This is a genomic window from Bradyrhizobium mercantei, assembly GCF_001982635.1.
GTDB lineage: Bacteria > Pseudomonadota > Alphaproteobacteria > Rhizobiales > Xanthobacteraceae > Bradyrhizobium > Bradyrhizobium mercantei.
Window position 1 is genome coordinate 1,061,942 of the sequence record NZ_MKFI01000002.1, and the last position, 16,480, is coordinate 1,078,421.

Below are 16,480 nucleotides of genomic sequence, written 5' to 3' on the forward strand. Positions count from 1 at the left end.
TGGTCTACCTCTTGCGACGATGCACGGCGTCGGACAACCGCTCAAGCGCGGTGTCGAGTGTCGAGTCTTTCTTGGCGAAACAGAAACGCACCACCGACGTCACCGCATCCTGCTCGTAGAACGCCGACACGGGAATAGCCGCGACTTTGTAATCCTGCACAATTCGCCAGCAGAACTCCGCATCGGTCTCGTTGAGACCGAGCGGCGACAGGTCGACGGTGAGGAAGTAAGTCCCCTGCGACTTCAGCACCGGAAAGCCGATGCTCTCGAGCCCCCTGGTGAGGCGGTCGCGGCTGCGCGCCATGTCCTTGCGCATGTCGAAGAAATAATCGTCCGGCTTGCCGAGGCCATAGGCGACCGCGGCCTGCAGATTGGGCGCGGTCGTGAAGGTCAGGAACTGGTGCACCTTCGCAGCCACGCGGAGCAGCGGCGGTGCGGCGCAGACAAAGCCGATCTTCCATCCGGTCAGCGAGAAGATCTTGCCCGCGCTGCCGACCTTGATGGTGCGATCGCGCATGCCGGGGATCGTGATCAGCGGGATGTGCTCGCGGCCGTCGAACACGACGTGCTCCCAGACCTCGTCGCAGATCGCGACCACGTCGAACTCCTGGCAGAACCGCGCCAGCAGTTCGAGGTCCTCGCGCGGATAGACCACCGCCGCCGGATTGAGCGGATTGTTGAACAGCACCGCCTTGGTCTTGTGATTGAAGACGCTGCGCAGCATCTCCTCGTTCAGCCGCCACTCCGGCGGCTCGAGCCGCAGCAGCCGCGGAATGCCGCCGGCCTGGCGGATGATCGGCAGATAGGAATCATAGACCGGCTGGAAGCACACCACCTCGTCGCCCGGCTCGACCACGGAGAGGATCGAAGACGTCAGCGCCTCGGTGCCGCCGGAGGTGACCATCACCTCGGTCATCGGATCGAGCTTGAGCCCGTGCCAGTGGCCGTAATGCGATGCGATCGCCTGACGCAGTTCCGGAATGCCCATCATCGACGGATACTGGTTGTAGCCGTTGATGGACGCGTCCGCGGCGGCGCGGCGGATGTCCTCCGGTCCGGGATCGTCGGGAAAGCCCTGGCCGAGATTGATGGCGTTGTTGTCGCGCGCAACCTGCGACATCGCCTCGAAAATGGTGACGGGAAGGTCCGCGAAGACCTTGTTCATGGAGGTCATGTCAGGGATCAGCCGCCGGTCTTGGTCGGCAATCCCGCCGCCTTCCAGCCGATGATGCCACCCGCGAGATGCCTGTCGTAGGGCAGGCCCGCGGCCTGGGCGGCCAGCGAGGCCGTCACCGAGCGCTTGCCGGAGCGGCAGGCAAACACCACCTGCTTTCCTTTCGGATCGGGAATCGCAGCCGGATCGAAGGTCGACAGCGGCACCACGACGCCATCGGGATAGGCTTCGACTGCGACCTCATTGGGCTCGCGGACGTCGACGAGCAGGTAGCGGCCTTCCGCTATGCCCTTCGACACCTCGTCCGGAAACAAATCTTCCACCTTGTGGTCCGCCACGGAAATATCCTCCCGATATCAGCTTGGCGAGCGTCACGCGGCTCGCCGATCCGGGGCGCAAAGTCGCCCCTCGCGCGGAGAAAATCAAGCGTCCGAAACGGGTTAGATGCCGCGCGGAAACGCAGGATCGTGGCGGCTAGATCGTGACCTGGGTGCCGACCTCGACCACCCGCCCGGTCGGGATCTGGAAATAGTCGGTGGCATCGTTCGAGGAGCGGCTCAGTGCGATGAACAGATGGTCCTGCCAGCTCGGCATGCCCGAATGCGCCGCCGGTTTCAGCGCGCGGCGCGACAGGAAGAACGAGGTCGACATGATGTCGAACTGCCAGCCGAGCTTGCGGGCGATCGCCAGCGTCTTCGGCACGTTGGGCTGTTCCATGAAGCCGAATTTCAGGGTGACCTTCGAGAAGGTCTCGCTCAGCTGCTCCATTCGTACCCGCTCGGACGGATCGATGCGCGGCGTCGGCGCGGTCTCGATGGTCAGGATGACGTTCTTCTCGTGCAGCACCTTATAGTGCTTGAGGCTGTGCATCAGCGCGGTCGGCGCGCTGATGGGGTCGCTGGTCAGGAACACCGCGGTGCCGGAGACCCGCTGCGGCGGCCGCTTCTCCAACATCGCGACGAGATCGGCGAGCGGGAATTCCAGCTTGCGCGACTTCTCGAACAGCAGCCGGCTGCCGCGCCGCCAAGTATACATCACCACGATCATGGCGCCGCCGAGCGCGAGCGGCACCCAGCCGCCCTCGAACACCTTGAGCAGGTTGGCGGCGAGGAACGTGATGTCCAGGAACAGGAACGGAGCGACCAGCGCGGCCGCGGCGAGCGGCGACCAGCGCCAGACGCGCCAGATCACCACGAAGCCCATCATCGCCGTCACCACCATGGTGCCGGTCACCGAGATGCCATAGGCCGACGCCAGTGCGCTCGACGAGCGGAACATCAGCACCAGCACGATGACCGCGATGAACAGGAAACGGTTGATGCGCGGCATGTAGATCTGGCCGGAATGCGCTTCCGAGGTGTGACGGATCTCGAACCGCGGCAACAGGCCGAGCTGGATCGCCTGCCGCGTCAGCGAATAGGCGCCGGTGATGACGGCCTGGCTCGCGATCACGGTCGCCATGGTGGCGAGTGCGACCATCGGGATCAGCGCCCAGTCCGGGAACATCAGGAAGAACGGGTTCTCGATGCCCTTGGGATTGCCGATCAGGAGCGCGCCCTGTCCCAGATAGTTCAGCGCCAACGAGGGCAGCACGATGAACAGCCACGCGGTCTGGATCGGTCGTTTGCCGAAATGGCCGAGATCGGCATAGAGCGCTTCGGCGCCGGTCACCGCGAGGAAGACTGCACCGAGCGTGATGAAGCCGATCACGCCGTGATGCAGCATGAACGACACCGCAAGGATCGGATTGAGCGCGTACAACACTTCGGGATGCCGCACGATCTGCGGCAGCGCCGCGACCGCGATCAGGGCGAACCACACGCACATCACCGGGCCGAAGAAGGCCGCGACGCGCGCCGTGCCGCGCGACTGCACCGCGAACAGGAAGACGAGGATCACCACCGTAAGCGGGACGACGTAGGGATCGAAGGTCGAGGTGACGAGCTTGATGCCTTCGATCGCCGACAGCACCGAGAGCGCCGGCGTGATCACGGCGTCGCCATAGAACAGCGCACCGCTGATGATGCCGAGCAGCACGATCGCCGCGCCGCCCTTGGTCACGGCGCGCTGCGCCAGCGCCATCAGCGCCAGCGTGCCGCCCTCGCCATTGTTGTCGGCGCGCAGCAGGATCACGACGTATTTCAGCGTGACGACGACGATCAGCGCCCACAGGATCAGCGAGAGCACGCCGAGCACCGCATGCGTCGTCACCCCGCCCTCGCCGCCGGCGGCCGCGACGATGGCTTCGCGCAGCGCGTAGAGCGGGCTGGTGCCGATGTCGCCGTAGACGACACCGATGCTGCCGAGCATCAGCGCCTTGAAGGTGGCGGTCGAATGCGCCTCGCCATGGCCATTTGCCGCGGGCGTTTCCGCCGCGGTGATCGCACTCTCGGATGACATGGGAAGCTGCGCCTCTGTCTTCTGCCGCACTGCACAATGCCGGGTTGCAGGCCTATACTCCCGGCAGGAATGCATAGGTTAGCCCGGATTCAGGCCTCCACCATGCGTATCACGCATAGATCACGGCTTTTCAATGCCGGAATTTGCTTTCGGCTCAAATAGTTACCTGAGTACCCACTTCAACCACCCTCCCCGTCGGGATCTGGAAATAGTCGGTGGCGTCGTTGGCGGACCGGCTCATCGCGATGAACAGGTGGTCCTGCCACTGCGGCATCCCGGACTGGGCCGACGGCTTCAGCGAACGGCGCGACACGAAGAACGAGGTCGACATGATGTCGAACTGCCAGCCGAGCTTGCGCGCGACCGCCAGCGCCTTCGGCACGTTCGGCGATTCCATATAGCCGAAGCGCAGCCGCACCGCGGTGAACTTGTCGCTGACCTTTTCCATGTTGACGCGCTCCGACACGTCGACCCGAGGCGTCGGCGCGGTCTCGATGGTCAGGATCACGTTATGCTCGTGCAGCACCTTGTTGTGCTTGAGGTTGTGCAGCAGCGCGGTCGGCACGAAGCTCGGATCGCTGGTCAGGAACACCGCGGTGCCCTTGACGATGTGCGGCGGCCGCTTCTCGAGACTGTGGATCAGGTCGCGCAACGGCACCTCGATGCGGCGGGTCTTGGCGACCAGGATCGCGGCGCCGCGGCGCCAGGTCCAGATCATCGTCGCCATCACGACGCCGAACAGCAGCGGCACCCACGCGCCCTCGAACAGCTTCAGCAGGTTGGCGCTGAAGAAGGTCATGTCGACGATCACGAACGGCAGGATCAAAGCGGCTGCCGACGCGACGCGCCAGTTCCACAGCTTCCAGATCACGATGAAGCCCATGATGCCGTCGGCGACCATGGTGGTGGAGACGGCAATGCCGTAGGCCGAGGCGAGCCCGCTCGAGGTGCGGAACAAGAGCACCAGCAGCAGCACGCCGATCAACAGCAGCCGGTTGACCCGCGGCAGATAGATCTGCCCGGCATGGGTCTCCGAGGTGTAACGGACCTCGAAGCGCGGCAACAGCCCGAGCTGCACCGCCTGGCTGATCAGCGAATAGGCGCCGGTGATCACCGCCTGGCTCGCGATCACGGTGGCGGCGGTCGCGAGCCCGACCAGCGGCAGCAGCAGCACGTCGGGCACCATGCGGTAGAACGAGTTCTCGATCGCCGAGGGATCGGACAGCACCAGCGCGCCCTGCCCGAAATAGTTCAGCAGCAGCGACGGCAGCACGAAGAACAGCCAGCCGGACTGGATCGGCTTGCGGCCGAAATGCCCGAGGTCGGCATACAGCGCCTCGCCGCCGGTCACCGCGAGAAACACCGCGCCGAGCGTCACCAGGCCGATGGTGCCGTGGGTCAGCAGGAACTGGAGTGCGTAATACGGATTGATCGCCGCCAGCACCGACGGATCGTCCATGATGTGGACGATCCCCATCACCGCGAGCGAGGCGAACCACACCACCATGACCGGCCCGAAGGCGGAGGCGACGCGCGCAGTGCCGGAGCGCTGCACGGCGAACAGCATGACCAGGATCAGGATCGTCAGCGGCACCACATAGTGTTCGAGATGCGGCGTGGCGAGCTTGAGGCCTTCGACCGCCGACAGCACCGAGATCGCCGGCGTGATCATGGAATCGCCGATGAACATCGAGGCGCCGACCACGCCGAGCGCGAGCAGCGGCCAGCTGCGCCGACCGAGCGCGCGCTGGCCGAGCGCCATCAGCGAGAGTGTGCCGCCCTCACCATTGTTGTCGGCGCGCAGCAGCAGCAGGACGTATTTCGCGGTAACGACGGTGAACAGCGCCCACAGGATCAGGCTGAGCACGCCGAGCACCATGATGCGGGTGACCGGCTGGCCGTGCGCGGCGCCGCCGACCGCCTCACGGAATGCGTAGAGCGGCGAAGTTCCGATATCGCCGAACACCACCCCGATGCTGCCCAGTGTCAGGGCCCAGAAACTGGAGCTGGCCTGGCCTGTACCTTGGCCCGTGCCTTGCCCCTCTTGGGCTTCGGTGGATGAGACGCTGGCAGCCATGGCGAGGTTAGAACGCCCGATCGGTTGATTTTGATCCGCGCGGCTATCGACGCTTCCGCCCCGCCTGTCAACCAACCAACACGGCTAGCTTGACGGTAGCATGATATTTTACGGCTACGGCTTCAGATCCGGTGGCAGTGGCGGATTCTCCCGCATCAACGTGATGGTCACGCGACGGTTCGCCGGCAGCGTCGGATCGTCGGGAAACAGCGGCTGGCCGTCTGCCTTGCCGGAAACCGCGAAAACATGCGAGGGCGGCAGCCCTTCCCGCTCCAGGATCTGCCGTACCGCATTGGCGCGGTCCGCGGACAGGTCGAAGGCGTCATAATCGCTGCGCGCCGGCACGAAGCCTGCGGCTGTATGCCCCACGATCGCGACCCTGAGCGGCGTCGCCTTCAAGGGCGCGGCGAGCTTCTGGATCAGCCGGCGGGTGCGTTCATACGGCTCCCTGGAACCATCGGCGAACATCGAGCGGCCGTCCTGGTCGACGATCTCCAGGTTGAGCCCCTCCTTGGTCTCCTCGAACATGATGTTCTTGGAGATCTCGGTCAGCTCCGGCATGTCCTGCAGCGCCTGGCGGAGCGAAGCGGACGCGAGCGCGAATTCGCGGTCGATCTTCAGCCGCGCGCCGTTGATCTGGCTGCGCTCCTTCTCGTCCGGCGTCGGATTGGCGGAGGACTCTTCCGGCGAGATGTGCTCGACGTTCTTGAGCTTCGGCCGCGTCGGCAGACCGTCGGACTCGACGATCCCCGAATAGCGCACATTGGTCTGCACGCCGAACGCATCGCGCATCGAACCGGCGACGATCTTCAGCTTGTTGTTGTCCATGGTCGAGAACGCGACGAGCATCACGAAGAAGCTCATCATCAGGCCCATCAGGTCGGCGAAGGTCACGAACCAGCCGTGACCTCCGGTGTGGGCGTCGCCGCGCTTCTTCTTGGCCATTGTCGCGTTTTCCGGCTGCGTTTCCCGAAAGCGCCGGCCGTCAGGCCGGAACCGGCTCGCCTTCCTCGTGGCGATGCTTCTCCGGCAGATAGGCCAGCAGCATTTCGCGCACCAGCGCCGGGCTCTTGGAGTCGCGGATCATCAGGATGCCGTCGATGATCAGCGTGCGGTTGGTCTCCTCGTCGAGCAGCTTGCCATGCAGCTTGTCGGCGATCGGAAGACAGAACAGGTTGGCGACCAGCGCGCCGTACAGCGTCGCGAGCAGCGCGGTGGCCATGAAGGGACCGAGCTTCGAAGGGTCGGTCATGTTGGCGAACATCTGCACCATGCCGATCAGGGTGCCGATCATGCCGAAGGCCGGCGCGCAGTCACCGATCGCGCGGTAGATCTTGCTGCCCTCGTCGAGGTGCATCAGGAAATTGTCGCGGTCGCGCTCCATGTTGTCGCGGATGAATTCGAGGTCGTAGCCGTCGGCGACGTAGCGGATGCCCTTGGCCAGGAACGGCTCGTCGGTCTCGACCTTCTCCAGCCCGACCGGGCCCTGCTTGCGGGCGATCTCGGCGATGCGGGCGAGCTCGTCGACGAGGTCGCGCGCCGACAGCCGGCTCATGGTGAAAGCGAATTTGGCGCCGAGCGGCAGCCCATGCAGCATCACGCCGAGCGGAAAGCGGATCATCGTCGCTGCGATCGAACCGCCGAAGATGATGATCATGGCATGTTCGGAAATGAACATGTGCAGGTCGCCGCCCATGAACATCATCACCGCGATGACGATGATGCCGGCCAGCAGCCCGGCGCCTGTCATGATATCCATGAAAAACTCCAACGCGAACGCAACCCGCCTGTCCTGGACGGCGCGCAGCCCAGTGCGAGCCGCGTGGAAAAACCCTAACGTTAATGCGCTTAAGGACGCGTTACCGAATTTGGTAGGGATAACAATGGGTAAACGGCCACCTTTTCGCGATGTCGTTGAAGATGTTGGTTTTCTGCTCAGACTGCCGCCGCGCAAGGCGTAAAACCTCTCCCCGTAGAACAACGGACATGAGATAGCTTGGCGCAGAGGAAACGAACCAATGAGCAGGACAGAATGAAGGCGGTCGTCGTCGAGCACTATGCACCCATCGATCAGATCGGGCTGAAGGACATCTCCACCCCCGAACCCGGCCCCGGACAGATCCGCGTCCGGGTCCAAGCCGCGAGCATCGGCTTCGTCGACGGGCTGAAGGTCGAAGGCCGCTACCAGACCAAGGATCCGCTGCCGTTTACGCCCGGTGCGGAATTCGCCGGCGTGGTCGATGCGGTCGCAAGCGACGTCGCCGGCATCGCGCCCGGCATGCGCGTGATGGGCGCGGCGCGCTCGGGCGCGCTGGCCGAGCAGATCGTGGTGCCGGCCGAAGCGGTCGAGGTCATGCCCGACGGGCTGTCGATGGAGGCGGCCGCGGCTTTTCGCACCAATTATCTCACCGCGCTGTATGCGCTCGGCGAGCGCGGCGCGCTCAAGGCCGGCGAGCAGTTGCTGGTGCTTGGTGCCGCCGGCGGCACCGGCATTGCCGCGATCCAGGTCGGCAAGCTGCTCGGCGCGCGCGTCGTCGCCGCGGCCTCGACCGAGGAGAAGCGCAACTTCGCTCAAAGCTTCGGCGCGGACGCTGTGGTCGACTACACGAAGCCGGATTGGCGCGACGCGCTGAAGGATGCGACCGGCGGCCATGGCCCCGACGTGATCTTCGATCCGGTCGGCGGCGAGGTCTCGCTGCAGGCGTTCCGCTCGATCGCCTGGAACGGCCGCCATGTCGTGGTCGGCTTTGCGGCCGGCAGCATTCCTGCTCTGCCGTTCAATCTGCCGCTGTTGAAGGGCGGCCTCCTGATCGGCGTCGACGCTGCCCAGATCGCGCGCCGCGAGCCCGAAGCGCAGGCGCGTGTGATGACGCAATTGTCGGCGTGGTTGAACGAGGCCCGGCTCACGCCTGTGGTCGGCAAGGTGTTCGACTTCGCCGATTTTCGCGCAGCGTTCACCACCATGCAGACCCGCGCGGCGCTCGGCAAGATGGTGGTGCGGATCGGCTAGCGAAGGAGGCATCGCTGTGGCGTCGCACACGGTGTCGTCCCAGCGAAAGCAGGGACCCATACGCCGCGGCTTGTGTTGTGATTGGGACTCGTCATTCCAGCGAAACACGCTCATCAGCACTTGTGGTTATGGGTCCCTGCTTTCGCAGGGACGACACTGAATGCGTTGGACGGTCTGCGAGTCATACATCCGCGCTCTCGCGACATCATCTGTCCGAGGCTTGCTTGTCTTCCCGCCCTCTTTTGAAGAGGGCGCAGGGAAAGCCGGGTGCCGATCGCACCCATGGGCCCCGTGCAAAAGGTAGAAAGCACGGGGGTAGGACCACAGGTGTAACCGGAGCAATCCGGCTTTCCCTGCGCGATGGGCTACGGCTTATACGTGCTCTCCCCGGCGAGACTGGGCTTTGTTGTCACCGCCTTCTGCAAAGCGCTACGCGCCTTGCAGAGAGGACACCTACCACTAGGGCGTCAGGCCTGCACGATTTCGCCGTCCGCTTCACATGCTCTCGTCAGTCGCATGCTCGGCGTCCACCGCATCTCACCGCAACACTCCTGACGATGCGCAGCGCCCCTCGATCGGGTGAGACTTCGGATTTCTAGCATTCAAATGCGCTTCTGATAAAGCGAAATATTTCGTTCGCGTGGGATTGACAGGTTTTGCTGAGTTGCCCGTCGGGCAGTCACACAGCAATCACTCTCGCCAATCCCCGGCGCGCAATAGCGCAGCCGGGGGCCACGCGAAGCGCCCCGCCGAGCCCCCGGCGACAAATTATCACACGTTATTGTCGCCGGGTTCCGCGCCGCCTACCGTTTGCGGAAACGACCCGTGGACGGCAAAAATGCAGGACATGTTGACGCATCTGGAGAAACTTCGCACCGATGCCGCGGAGTGCACCTTGATCCGCGACCTGGCCACGGACATCCGGAAGCGCGAACTGTTCGCGAAGCTTGCCGAACATCTTGCGGCCCTCGCCGAAGAAGTCGAAAAGGCCGTCGCCGCGGCCGGCAAAAAGGACGAGGCCGTCTAGGGCGGCCCGCTCGGTGTTACCGGCCACGCGCGGCCGCAAAGCTACAGCTCACCGATTAGACTGCGGCATTCAGGTCCCAGGAACCAACGCCGCAACGGCGCATTGTCACCTCATCCATCGGTTGAGAGGTAGTATTCTGCTAGTATCGGTATGCGTGCCGATCCTGTAGCGTTGCCTGTCCGCCAAGGCGCCATTTCGCCGACATCTGTTTCACTTCAGGATCTTTCGTTTGGCACAAATTGCATATCCAGCATCGAGCACGATGTCTCGATCGCGCAGGCGGAGCGCCGCCAGGGACACGCGATGAAGACCGACAGGGCCATCTGGTACGTGTCGTTCGCCGTGAGAGACCCTGACGCGGTACACCACCGCTTCGCGCGACAGACCCGCACCTTCACGAGCGAGCAGGATGCCAAGGCGTTTGCGCGCACCCTGCTCGCCGAGACGCAAGACGTCAGCGCAGGCACGATCAATCCGCACGTACCCCGGCGCGTGATCGCACCGGCTGCGATCACGGCCTGGGCCGGCGAGAGCTGAGGTTTGCCTCTCACAGGAAGCGTGCAGGATCGAACGGCGCGAGTGGAATTTCCGGTGCCTTGCCGCTCAGCAGTTGCGCGACCAGCCGGCCGGTGCGGGCCGAGCCGACCAGGCCGACATGACCGTGACCGAAGGCATAGACGACATCGCGCGTGGCGCGGCTGTGGCCGATGCAGGGCCGTCCGTCGGGCATGCTCGGGCGATGGCCGAACCAGGTCTTGATCCGCGAGGCCGGAATATCCCTCGGCAGCTTCGGGAACATGCTGAGGAGATGCTCGCGCAGGATCTCGGCGCGCTTCCAGTTCGGCTCGGCGTCGAGCCCCGCGATCTCCACCGTGCCGGCGGCGCGCAGACCCTTGTCGGTCCAGTTGACGACCATCTTGGCGTCGGAAGCCATCATCGAATTGCGTGGTCCGGATTCCGGATCTTCGATCATGACGTGATAGCCGCGCTCGGTTTCCAGCGGCAGCGGATCGCCGATCGATGCGGTCAGTTGCTTCGAGCGCGCGCCCGCGGCAACGACGGCGGCATCGCAGGCGATCTCGCCGCGTTCGGTGACCACGGCGACCAGCCTGTTGCCGTCAAGCCTGAGGCCCGTGGCCTTGGCCGCGACGCGCTCGGCGCCGCTCGCGATGGCGTGCGCGGCGAGCGCCGCGACGTAAGCGCCGGGATCGCGGCAGCGCCCGGCCTCCTCGACCACGACGCCGAACTTGTAGCGCGGATGCAGATCCGGCTCACGCTGGCGCATCTCATTTTCGTCGAGCTCCAGCCATTCGATCCCGACGCGCTTGCGGATGCGCCAGCCGAGATCTTTGTCAAACGGCGCGCGCGAGGGAAACACGTGCATCACCCCGCGCCGCTCGATGAGCTCCGCCACGCCGGCTTCCTCGGCGAGCTGCCGATGCAGCAGCGGTGCGTCCTTCAGGAGATCGCGCATCGCCCGCGCGGTCGCTTCGACCTGCGCCTCGGTCCAGCTCGACAGCAGGTACTTGACCAGCCACGGCAGCGCCTTCGGCAGATATGACCAGCGGATCGCGAGCGGCCCGAGCGGATCCATCAGATAGCCCGGCACCTTCTTCCAGGTGCCGGGTTCAGCCGGCGGGATCACCGAATGCGACGACAGCCAGCCGGCATTGCCATAGCTCGCCGCCTGGGTGCCGCCGGGCTCGCCCGGATCGATCAGGGTGACGCGGTGACCCGCTCGCAGCGCCTCGATGGCGCTGATGACGCCGACCGCGCCGGCACCAATGATCGCGACGTGACGGCCGGCCGACTCCGGCATCAGCGCGCGGCCTCTTGTTTGGGCATGATCTCCTCGGAAAGCCGCTTCGCACTTTTCCGGATCATGCCCGCTCCGGTACAAAATCCTTGCCGACCGAGAGCGCGCGCTGATCGACCAGGCAGTGCAGGATCGCGGGCTTGCCAGAGGCGAGCGCACGCTCGAACGCCGGCGCGAAGTCTCCGGTGCGCTCGACCCGCTCGCCGTGGCCGCCGAATGCCTTGGCGTAGAGCGCGAAGTCCGGGTTCTTGAGCTGGGTGCCGACGACGCGGCCGGGATAGTCGCGCTCCTGATGCATGCGGATGGTGCCGTACTGCGCGTTGTCGATGACCACCACGATCAGCGGTGCGTCGTACTGCACGGCGGTGGCGAACTCCTGCCCGTTCATCAGAAAGCAGCCGTCGCCGGCGAACGCCACGACGACGCGATCCGGATGATGCCGCTTGGCCATCACCGCCGCCGGCACGCCGTAGCCCATCGAGCCCGAGGTCGGCGCGAGCTGCGCGGCGAAGCTGTGGAAGCGATGGTGGCGATGGATCCAGCCGGCATAGTTGCCGGCGCCGTTGCAGACGATCGCATCCTTCGGCAGGCGATCGCGCAGCCAGGTCACGACCTCGCCGTACTGGAAGCTGCCCGGCAGCTCGCGCGGCTTGTCGGTCCATGCGAGGTAGTCGGCGTGCGCCTTGGCCGCTTCGCCCGCCCACGCCGGCGCGGCCGCGGGCTTCATGGTCTCGACCGCCGCGGCAAAGGCCGCGGGCGTCGCCTGGATCGCCAGCGCCGGCTGATAGACCCGGCCGAGCTCCTCGGAGCCGGGATGGACATGAATCAGCTGCTGGCTCGGTGTGGGAATGTCGAGCAGCGTGTAGGACGACGACGGCATCTCCGACATGCGGCCGCCGATCAGCAGGATGACGTCGGCGCCGGTGAAGCGATCCCTGAGCTTCGGGCTCGGGCCGATGCCGAGGTCGCCGGCATAATGCGAATGGTCGGCGTCGAACAGCGAGGCGCGGCGGAACGAGGTCGCGACCGGGAGATCAAAACGCTCGGCGAAACGCGCGATGCCCTTGGCCGCCTCTGCGGTCCAGGCCGAGCCGCCGAGCACCATGATCGGCGCTTTCGCGCCGGCCAGCATGCTGCCGAGGCGCTCGAGATCGGCCGGCGCCGGCCAGCTCGCCGCGGGCTCGACCTTCGGCGCGTCGGCGACGGCAGCCGTTTCAGTCAGCATGTTCTCCGGCAGCGAGATCACGACCGGACCGGGGCGGCCCTGCAGCGCGATGCGGAAGGCGCGCGCGACCAGCTCCGGAACCCGATCCGGGCGATCGATCTCGACGGCCCATTTCGCCATGGTGCCGAACACCGCCTTGTAGTCGAGCTCCTGGAATGCCTCGCGCTCGCGCATGCCGGTGTCGACCTGGCCGACGAACAGGATCATCGGGGTGGAATCCTGCATTGCGATGTGCACGCCATGGGCGGCGTTGGTCGAGCCGGGACCGCGGGTGACGAAGCAGATGCCGGGACGGCCTGTGAGCTTGCCATAGGCCTCCGCCATCATCGCAGCACCGCCCTCGGCGCGGCAGATCACGACGTCGATCGGGCTGTCATGCAGGGCGTCGAGCGCCGCCAGATAGCTCTCGCCCGGCACGCAGGTGACGCGCTCCACGCCTTGCGCGACCAGCTGGTCGATCAGGATCTGGCCTCCGGTGCGGGCATTGCTTTTGGTCATGAGGGCTCCCTGCGGATACTGCGCGCGTTGGTTTCGCGCGGAACGTGGTCCCACGGGGGTATGATAGACGGGAATATGGCGCAAGGCCGAACTCGCCGCGGGATGCGGCAGCCGCATTGAGCCATGCGGCTGGGAAAGGGCAGCGCACGATTGCCGTCGATTTGCGCAGGACCGAGCCCCGGCACCGCCATCTGGGCATGACGGAGCGGGGGCGCAACGAAACCCTACAGCGAGCGCGCGATCAGGACCTTCATGATCTCGTTGGTGCCGCCATAGATCTTCTGGATGCGGGAATCGATGAACATCCGCGAGATAGGATATTCCTGCATGTAGCCGTAGCCGCCGAACAGTTGCAGGCATTCGTCCGCGGTTTCGACCTGCTTTTCCGAGCACCACCATTTCGCCATCGACGCCGTGACGGTGTCGAGGTCGCCGGCGACCAGCCGCTCGACGCACCAGTCGACGAACACGCGGGCGATCATCGCCTCGGTCTTGCGCTCAGCGAGCGTAAACGCGGTGTTCTGGAATTCGATCAGCGGCTTGCCGAACGCGGTGCGCTCCCTGGTGTAGTCGGCGGTGATCCTCACCGCACGCTCCATCGAGGCGACGGCGCCGATCGCGAGCGACAGCCGCTCTTGCGGCAATTGCTGCATCAGCTGCACGAAGCCGTTGCCCTCCTCACCGCCGAGCAGGTTCTCCGGCGGCACGGCGACGTTGTCGAAGAACAGCTCCGAGGTGTCCGAGGCGTGCAGGCCGATCTTGTCGAGGTTGCGGCCGCGCCGGTAGCCCTCGGCGCCGGCGGTTTCAACGACGATCAGCGAAATGCCCTTGGCGCCCGGCGCGCCGGTGCGCGCCACCACGATCACGAGATCGGCGGCCTGGCCGTTGGTGATGAACGTCTTCTGGCCGTTGATGACGTAGGAATTGCCCTGCTTCTTCGCCGTGGTCTTGACGGCCTGCAGGTCGGAGCCGGTGCCGGGCTCGGTCATCGCAATGGCGCCGACCATCTCGCCCGACGCCATCTTCGGCAGCCAGCGCTTTTTCTGCTCCTCCGAGCCGTAGTTGAGGATGTAGTGCGCCACGATCGCGCTATGCACGGAGACGCCGGTCGTCAATTCGGGGACGGTGCTCTCGAGGTCGTCGAGCACGGCCGCGTCATAGGCAAAGGTGGTCCCGAGGCCGCCATAGGCCTCCGGCACGCTCGGCAGCAACGCGCCCATCTCGCCGAGCGCGCGCCAGGCCGAGCGGTCGACCAGCTTCTGCGCGCGCCATGTCTCGGCGTGCGGCGCCAGGTCCCTGGCGAGGAATTTGCGGAACTGGTCGCGGAAGGTGTCCAGCTCCTCGGTCATCCAGGACGATCGGTAGTGCATCATTCCCTCTTTGTTCGTTCTATGCGTCTTAAACGGCCTGTGCCGACAACCACGACCTATCCCCCGTCATTGCGAGCGAAGCGAAGCAATCCATCTGACCGCATGTGCGGGACGATGGATTGCTTCGTCGCTATCGCTCCTCGCAATGACGGGGAGGCACCACGACGCGCTGTGACGCAACCAGACTAAACGATCAGACCGCCGCCGGCGACGATCACCTGACCGCTGATGTAATTCGATTCCGGGGCGCAGAACAGATAGACCGCGTCTGCCGCCTCTTCCGGCGTGCCGCCGCGGCCGAGCGGGATCATGCGGCCCATCGCCTCCAGCATCTGCGGCTGCACGCCGACCTTGATGTCACGGCCGGCGACGTCGATGGTCTTCTGCTGGGTCTCGATCGGTTGGGTCAGGCGGGTGTTGATCAGACCGAACGCCACGCAATTGACGTTGACCTTGTAGCGGCCCCACTCCTTGCACATCGTGCGCGTCAACCCGATCAGCGAGGCCTTTGCGGAAGAATAGCTGGCCTGCCCGGCATTGCCGTAGAGGCCGGCGATCGATGAGATGTTGACGACCTTGCGGAACACCTCGCGGCCCGCCTCGACCTCCTTCTTTGCCATCACCCGGATCGGCTCCGACGCCGCGCGCATGATGCGGAACGGAGCGACCAGATGGACGTCGAGCATCGCCTGGAACTGCTCGTCGGTCATCTTCTGGATCGTCGAGTCCCAAGTGTAGCCGGCATTGTTGACGATGATGTCGAGGCCGCCGAGCTGCTCGATGGCGGCGCCGACGAAACGATCGGCAAAGCCGGCCTCGGTCACGCTGCCATTGACCGCGATTGCCTCGCCGCCCATGGCCTTGATCTCGGCGACGACGGCGTTGCCCGGCTCGGCATCGAGGTCATTGACCACGACGCGCGCGCCCTCGCTCGCGAGCTTCAGCGCAATCGCGCGCCCGATGCCGCGGCCCGATCCGGAGACGAGCGCGACTTTTCCTTTCAGTTTGGACATGGTTTCTCCCTACAGCGCGATGATCGCTTCACCGGCGAGCTTGATCTCGCCGTTCTGATCCGTGGTCGTGAGCGCGAGCTTGGCGCGCTTCTCGCCGCCCTGCTCGATCAATTCGGTCACCGTGCCTTCGCAGGTCAGCGTCGCGCCGAGCTGGGTGATCGCGGCAAAACGGGTCGAGAACGAGCGGATCCGGGCCGGCGCGACCGCATCGGTCAGCGCCTGGCCGAGATAGCCCATGACCAGCATGCCGTGCGCGAACACGTCGGGGAAGCCGGCCGCTTTCGCGAAATCGATATCGACATGGATCGGGTTGTGATCGCCGGACGCGCCGCAATACAGCGCGAGGCGATGGCGAGTGATCGGCGGAAACGCCTTGTGGACGATGCGGTCTCCGACCGCAGGAGAGCTGCTCATGACGGCCTCGCATTGCGCACCACGATGGTGCGCGAGACATCGGCGACATGGACGCCGTTCTGGTTGGTGACTGATGTGTCAACCACGATCAGCGTCATCGCCCCGCCCTTCTTGTCGGTCACGCTCGTGACCCGCGGATGGAAGGTCAGGGTGTCGCCGAGCACCACGGGGGCGTGATAGTCGAAGCGCTGCTCGCCGTGCAGCACGCGGGCGAGATCGATGCCGAGCGCGGTCAAGAACTCGAACGGCACGGTCGCGTCCATCATCTCGAGGCAGAACAGATAGGTCGGCGGCACCGGCGCCGCCGTGAAGCCCGCCGCCTGCGCGGCCGCCTCGTCACGATAGACCGGATTGGTCTCGCCGAGCGTGTCGAGGAAGAAGCGCAGGCGCCCCGGCTCGACGCGCGCGGTCACGGGCGTGAAGCTACGCCCGACAGCGGATTGATCGACCATAGGC

General features: G+C 65.3%; 15 protein-coding genes. 3 read left to right on the forward strand and 12 right to left on the reverse strand.

Annotated elements, in window-relative coordinates:
* Nucleotides 1-4: 4 nt before the first annotated feature.
* From BI327_RS12555 to BI327_RS12580, 6 genes are all read right to left on the reverse strand, one after another.
* Nucleotides 5-1,174: an aminotransferase gene (locus BI327_RS12555; RefSeq protein ID WP_076860519.1), complete on the reverse strand. Its 1,170-nt coding sequence runs from the start codon at nucleotides 1,172-1,174 to the stop codon at nucleotides 5-7.
* A gap of 8 nt (nucleotides 1,175-1,182) precedes the next feature.
* Nucleotides 1,183-1,512: a rhodanese-like domain-containing protein gene (locus tag BI327_RS12560; RefSeq protein ID WP_076860520.1), complete on the reverse strand. Its 330-nt coding sequence runs from the start codon at nucleotides 1,510-1,512 to the stop codon at nucleotides 1,183-1,185.
* Nucleotides 1,513-1,648: 136 nt separating this feature from the next.
* Nucleotides 1,649-3,574 carry a potassium transporter Kup gene (locus tag BI327_RS12565; protein WP_076860782.1) on the reverse strand — a complete coding sequence of 642 codons (1,926 nt, stop codon included), beginning with the start codon at nucleotides 3,572-3,574 and terminating at the stop codon, nucleotides 1,649-1,651.
* A 154-nt stretch (nucleotides 3,575-3,728) separates the two neighbouring features.
* Nucleotides 3,729-5,651 (reverse strand): potassium transporter Kup, encoded by a 1,923-nt coding sequence (locus BI327_RS12570; protein ID WP_076860521.1) that lies wholly within the window; start codon nucleotides 5,649-5,651, stop codon nucleotides 3,729-3,731.
* A gap of 114 nt (nucleotides 5,652-5,765) precedes the next feature.
* Complete coding sequence (locus BI327_RS12575; protein ID WP_076860522.1) at nucleotides 5,766-6,596, reverse strand: OmpA/MotB family protein; 831 nt, start codon at nucleotides 6,594-6,596, stop codon at nucleotides 5,766-5,768.
* 40 nt (nucleotides 6,597-6,636) lie between these two features.
* Complete coding sequence (locus BI327_RS12580; RefSeq protein ID WP_076860523.1) at nucleotides 6,637-7,410, reverse strand: motility protein A; 774 nt, start codon at nucleotides 7,408-7,410, stop codon at nucleotides 6,637-6,639.
* A gap of 273 nt (nucleotides 7,411-7,683) precedes the next feature.
* On the opposite strand from BI327_RS12580, the gene BI327_RS12585 reads away from it, so the two are divergent.
* From BI327_RS12585 to BI327_RS12595, 3 genes are all read left to right on the forward strand, one after another.
* Nucleotides 7,684-8,661 (forward strand): NADPH:quinone oxidoreductase family protein, encoded by a 978-nt coding sequence (locus BI327_RS12585; protein ID WP_076860524.1) that lies wholly within the window; start codon nucleotides 7,684-7,686, stop codon nucleotides 8,659-8,661.
* An 838-nt stretch (nucleotides 8,662-9,499) separates the two neighbouring features.
* Entirely contained in the window at nucleotides 9,500-9,688 is a 189-nt protein-coding gene (locus BI327_RS12590) for a hypothetical protein (protein ID WP_076860525.1), read from the forward strand.
* A 303-nt stretch (nucleotides 9,689-9,991) separates the two neighbouring features.
* Nucleotides 9,992-10,225, forward strand: a complete 234-nt coding sequence (locus tag BI327_RS12595; protein WP_076860526.1) for a hypothetical protein — start codon at nucleotides 9,992-9,994, stop codon at nucleotides 10,223-10,225.
* 10 nt (nucleotides 10,226-10,235) lie between these two features.
* Here the strand turns inward: BI327_RS12595 and BI327_RS12600 are convergent, their stop codons facing one another.
* The 6 genes from BI327_RS12600 to BI327_RS12625 all read right to left on the reverse strand — a co-directional run bounded on the left by BI327_RS12600 (nucleotide 10,236) and on the right by BI327_RS12625 (nucleotide 16,476).
* A complete protein-coding gene (locus BI327_RS12600; RefSeq protein ID WP_076860527.1) occupies nucleotides 10,236-11,507 on the reverse strand; it encodes an NAD(P)/FAD-dependent oxidoreductase in 1,272 nt (423 codons plus the stop codon).
* A gap of 61 nt (nucleotides 11,508-11,568) precedes the next feature.
* Nucleotides 11,569-13,227 (reverse strand): thiamine pyrophosphate-binding protein, encoded by a 1,659-nt coding sequence (locus BI327_RS12605; RefSeq protein WP_076860528.1) that lies wholly within the window; start codon nucleotides 13,225-13,227, stop codon nucleotides 11,569-11,571.
* A gap of 224 nt (nucleotides 13,228-13,451) precedes the next feature.
* Nucleotides 13,452-14,597, reverse strand: coding sequence for an acyl-CoA dehydrogenase family protein (locus tag BI327_RS12610; RefSeq protein WP_076860783.1), 1,146 nt, complete (start codon nucleotides 14,595-14,597; stop codon nucleotides 13,452-13,454).
* Nucleotides 14,598-14,782: 185 nt separating this feature from the next.
* Nucleotides 14,783-15,610 carry an SDR family NAD(P)-dependent oxidoreductase gene (locus BI327_RS12615; RefSeq protein WP_076860529.1) on the reverse strand — a complete coding sequence of 276 codons (828 nt, stop codon included), beginning with the start codon at nucleotides 15,608-15,610 and terminating at the stop codon, nucleotides 14,783-14,785.
* A gap of 9 nt (nucleotides 15,611-15,619) precedes the next feature.
* A complete protein-coding gene (locus BI327_RS12620; protein WP_076860530.1) occupies nucleotides 15,620-16,024 on the reverse strand; it encodes a MaoC family dehydratase in 405 nt (134 codons plus the stop codon).
* Nucleotides 16,021-16,476 (reverse strand): MaoC family dehydratase N-terminal domain-containing protein, encoded by a 456-nt coding sequence (locus BI327_RS12625; protein WP_076860531.1) that lies wholly within the window; start codon nucleotides 16,474-16,476, stop codon nucleotides 16,021-16,023. The genes BI327_RS12620 and BI327_RS12625 overlap by 4 nt, the downstream gene beginning before the upstream one ends.
* Nucleotides 16,477-16,480 lie beyond the last annotated feature (4 nt).

Excerpts from the sequence above, each read along its gene's own strand:
- BI327_RS12570 (WP_076860521.1), bottom strand. The coding sequence starts at position 5,651 with ATGGCTGCCAGCGTCTCATCCACCGAAGCCCAAGAGGGGCAAGGCACG.
- BI327_RS12595 (WP_076860526.1), top strand. The coding sequence starts at position 9,992 with ATGAAGACCGACAGGGCCATCTGGTACGTGTCGTTCGCCGTGAGAGAC.
- BI327_RS12605 (WP_076860528.1), bottom strand. The coding sequence starts at position 13,227 with ATGACCAAAAGCAATGCCCGCACCGGAGGCCAGATCCTGATCGACCAG.
- BI327_RS12590 (WP_076860525.1), top strand. The coding sequence starts at position 9,500 with ATGCAGGACATGTTGACGCATCTGGAGAAACTTCGCACCGATGCCGCG.
- BI327_RS12575 (WP_076860522.1), bottom strand. The coding sequence starts at position 6,596 with ATGGCCAAGAAGAAGCGCGGCGACGCCCACACCGGAGGTCACGGCTGG.
- BI327_RS12585 (WP_076860524.1), top strand. The coding sequence starts at position 7,684 with ATGAAGGCGGTCGTCGTCGAGCACTATGCACCCATCGATCAGATCGGG.
- BI327_RS12565 (WP_076860782.1), bottom strand. The coding sequence starts at position 3,574 with ATGTCATCCGAGAGTGCGATCACCGCGGCGGAAACGCCCGCGGCAAAT.
- BI327_RS12615 (WP_076860529.1), bottom strand. The coding sequence starts at position 15,610 with ATGTCCAAACTGAAAGGAAAAGTCGCGCTCGTCTCCGGATCGGGCCGC.
- BI327_RS12625 (WP_076860531.1), bottom strand. The coding sequence starts at position 16,476 with ATGGTCGATCAATCCGCTGTCGGGCGTAGCTTCACGCCCGTGACCGCG.
- BI327_RS12555 (WP_076860519.1), bottom strand. The coding sequence starts at position 1,174 with ATGACCTCCATGAACAAGGTCTTCGCGGACCTTCCCGTCACCATTTTC.
- BI327_RS12620 (WP_076860530.1), bottom strand. The coding sequence starts at position 16,024 with ATGAGCAGCTCTCCTGCGGTCGGAGACCGCATCGTCCACAAGGCGTTT.
- BI327_RS12610 (WP_076860783.1), bottom strand. The coding sequence starts at position 14,597 with ATGCACTACCGATCGTCCTGGATGACCGAGGAGCTGGACACCTTCCGC.
- BI327_RS12600 (WP_076860527.1), bottom strand. The coding sequence starts at position 11,507 with ATGCCGGAGTCGGCCGGCCGTCACGTCGCGATCATTGGTGCCGGCGCG.
- BI327_RS12580 (WP_076860523.1), bottom strand. The coding sequence starts at position 7,410 with ATGGATATCATGACAGGCGCCGGGCTGCTGGCCGGCATCATCGTCATC.